Origin of the sequence: Bacillus sp. AFS001701, assembly GCF_002559405.1 — a bacterium.
In the GTDB taxonomy this organism is placed as follows: Bacteria; Bacillota; Bacilli; order Bacillales; family Bacillaceae_G; genus Gottfriedia.
Window position 1 is genome coordinate 1 of record NZ_NTZO01000359.1, and the last position, 290, is coordinate 290.

General features: G+C 19.7%; 1 protein-coding gene. It reads left to right on the top strand.

Features of this window, described 5'->3' with window-relative positions; translation table 11 throughout:
* Positions 1 to 98 precede the first annotated feature (98 nt).
* The coding region (locus CN514_RS19670; protein ID WP_141529431.1) for a hypothetical protein at positions 99 to 290 on the top strand (192 nt) is incomplete at its 3' end.

Genomic DNA, 290 nt, shown 5'->3' on the forward strand with positions numbered 1-290 from the left:
GTTTAGTTGCATAAGGAATTAATTACCATTAACTATTATTTTTAATATTTGAGATAATTTATTTATATTCAACTTTGTAAACCCATGGGGGAAATATGATGAAGAAACATAATTTAATTCTTAATGTATTATTTTTAATAAGCACAATTTTTAATGCAGTTATTTTAGTTAAGGACATTGATGATTCATTGTCTAATAAGTTTGTTATAGGATATGTAGTATTTTTACTTTTATATTTTTTATTTTTATTATTTAAAGTGATTTTAAAATTAAGTAAACTAAAACGAACT